The organism is Yersinia pekkanenii, assembly GCF_001152565.1.
Taxonomy (GTDB): domain Bacteria; phylum Pseudomonadota; class Gammaproteobacteria; order Enterobacterales; family Enterobacteriaceae; genus Yersinia; species Yersinia pekkanenii.
This window is the reverse complement of record NZ_CQAZ01000128.1, coordinates 1-2954: the sequence shown is the minus strand read 5'-3', so window position 1 is coordinate 2954 and position 2954 is coordinate 1. Positions and strand designations below refer to the sequence as shown.

Genomic DNA, 2954 nt, shown 5'->3' with positions numbered 1-2954 from the left:
CATGATTATTAATGTTTTTTAGTCGTCAGATGGCATCTTTCGGGGAAATGTGCACGGAACCCCTATAACGGATAGCCGTATCCAACTTTTCTTCTGTAATATGGCGTTGATTCAGAAAGGCAATCTTGCGATCACCAATTCCTGTAATACTTTTCGCCAGCTGTGCTGTACCCAGCCCCGTACCATAGGCAAAGGTCGTCAGAATTTGGCGATACTCTTCATCTTCAAGTTTACTTTCATGACCACTGAGTGGACCAAAGTGTTTTCCCCATTTCAGCCAGCGCATCGTGTCGCCAAGCGCATCAAGTACCGATAAGTTAAGCGCCTGTAATTTGGTAGTCAGGGCTTTATTAACCGCATCAAATCCTGCGGGTAATGGTTTTTTGACCAGCTTTGCCAGAACAGGTCGACCGTTGGTTATGGTGAAATAAGGATTGGTCATATAACCACGGTCAACACTGTCAGCAACCTCCTTCAACTGACTCTGCAAATGTTCGACGAAGGCTTTACCCTCCACAGGCAGGCTGACCAGTTCACCATACTCTGCCAGTGTCTCCATACATTCCTTCATGGGCAAAAGCTGATCGCGAGCATCGGAATAAGTATCTCCCCCAGGTACGCAAATATCTGCAGATTTCAGCTCCTGAACCAGTTGCCGGCAAACACAGACTTCAAAAGCGCGTCGATTCACCCTGTGTGGGATGCAATTGCGCTTCGTTTCCCCGGTAACTAGCCCCCACCATTTGTCCGGGAGCCAGTCAAGATCCTGTGCGGTTAGCATGGAGTTTTCTTTTCCATCGAGGCGCAGCCAGTCAATATGCCGGTGTTTGTTGGCCAGAACGAATGCAAGGGCCTGAACAAAATTTTGATCCTGACTGGTTGCTACAAATGTCAGCTTGCTCAGAATACGAAAAATTTGGGTACGGCGAGCTTTAAAATGACGCCACATGAACCGGCTTTCGTTTTTACCCCCGTGTTCTGCATGTACCCGGGAGAACTCGCATAAATCCTGGCGAGCTGATACCAACTGGCTAATGTTAGCTATTTGTTCTTCAATCGGCTGGTCTGATTTCAGTACGGTATCAAGTTGAGCAAATCGGCGAATAATTTCGTCAGTTTTATCCTGATTAGCGGAAAGGTACCCATCGAGTTCTTCTTCAGCACGATGCTGCACTTTAATCATTTGTTTGCAAAATACATTACACAGGTCATCAGTGATTCTGGCCAGTTGACGCTGGATCAAGGATAACGTTACAGCATAACGCTTTTTCGCCTCCATATTCACCATGCTGGTCGCATCCAAGCTCATTCCTTCTAGCGCTAATTGTTTGCGCTTGATCTCGGGGATGCCTTCCAGAGCACAGATATTGCTGGCCAGCCTGGAAAGCTGGTCATAGCGCAATAATAACTTCCGGAGTCCTTCTATCGTCGCTTTAGGGGCATCCGCCTTTAGCTCGTTCCATGGGCTGGTACGCAGCCCTTTCTCAACCAAAAAGAGTGCATCGATATCAGTGCGATCCGTTTCACTTAATTTGTTGTTGATCGCATTAAACAGGGATTGATTGGCAGAAGCTCGCTGCGATTTTGCTTCTCGCAACAACACACTAAATAAAGGTAATTCAAAGCGATGCTTAATCAGACTTTCGATTGCAACATTAATGATGTCAGACAGTTCATTCTTTGTTGGGGCACAGGCTGCCATCGCCTGGATCATTACCAATTTACCTTTTACAGCAAAGGTCGTGACGTTAAGAAACCTACGAATCAAACTAATATGATGTCGTCGCGTACGTGACGAATCGTAAGTGGACAGTTGTCGCTGTTCGGCCTTCAGGCCTTCAATACCGGCAATGTGGTTGACTATCGAACCGGGAATTTGATCTGTTGTAACGAAGTATCCGAGGCGCTGAAAAGTTTTCAACAGCAGAAAAAAACCAAGCTTATATTGCCCATCGCGCAGGGATTTAGAAAAGAAATCCTGTTCTTCAGCTGTCGGCGTATACCAGCGTTCAAGCTGGTATGTGGTGATACTGCTCTTAAGGCGCGGGTACGCGGTATTGCAGGCGTCCATGAGTCATTACCGTCGCAAAAAACGTTCGTTTGATGAGAGGCGAAATCACTACGCTATTCTGACTGAAGAAATGTAGCGATGAGGCCTGCCAGATGTCGCAACTATCCATCTCTTAATTCAAAGAATCATAAACTCATATAGAATACTACTCCATGAGACAAGAGAGGGGCTATGAAATTAATTGGGTATGCACGGGTCAGTACGGGAGAGCAGGATCTCAGCCTGCAGCTGGATGCCCTGCAACAGGCTGGCTGTGACGCCGCCGCCATTTTTGTAGACAAATCATCCGGGGCAAAAACAGAACGCCCGGGCCTGGACGCTTGTCTGAAAGCGTTGCAACCAGGAGATACCTTGCTGGTATGGCGGCTGGATCGGTTGGGAAGATCAATGACTCACCTGGTGACCATGGTAGAGGACTTGCGTAGCAAGGAGGTAGGATTTCGTTCACTGTGCGATGGCGCTATTGACACCACCACGGCATCGGGAGAACTGGTGCTTAACATTTTTTCGTCTCTGGCCCAGTTTGAGAGACGCCTCCTCCAGGAGCGAACCCGGGCAGGGCTCGCGGCTGCACGCGCCCGGGGGCGGAAAGGAGGACGCAGAGCTGTCAGCAAAAGCGCACCGAAAGTGATGATGGCCTGGCGTATGTATCAGGATAAATCATTAAGTATCAATGATATTTGTGAAACTCTAAAAATTTCGCGAGCAACATTTTTTAGGTACGTATCCTTATCAAAGGAATCAATCTAGTGGTTATATAAAGTCTAATTGATATAACCTTTAGGCTTATTGCCAAAAATTAACGAATCCTTGCGGTCACCCCAGTTGGTGCGCTGATTTTGCCTTCTTTATAAGCCAGGTGAAGCGCAACGAGGGCGCAGAA

General features: G+C 47.5%; 2 protein-coding genes. One reads left to right on the top strand and one right to left on the bottom strand.

Annotation, left to right across the window (positions count from 1 at the left end; translation table 11 throughout):
* Positions 1–25 precede the first annotated feature (25 nt).
* Complete coding sequence (locus AEP37_RS23100) at positions 26–2071, bottom strand: DUF4158 domain-containing protein (RefSeq protein WP_050692126.1); 2046 nt, start codon at positions 2069–2071, stop codon at positions 26–28.
* Positions 2072–2242: 171 nt separating this feature from the next.
* Here AEP37_RS23100 and AEP37_RS23095 point away from each other — a divergent pair, with 171 nt between their 5' ends.
* Complete coding sequence (locus tag AEP37_RS23095) at positions 2243–2821, top strand: recombinase family protein (protein WP_049615520.1); 579 nt, start codon at positions 2243–2245, stop codon at positions 2819–2821.
* The last annotated feature ends 133 nt before the right edge of the window (positions 2822–2954 follow it).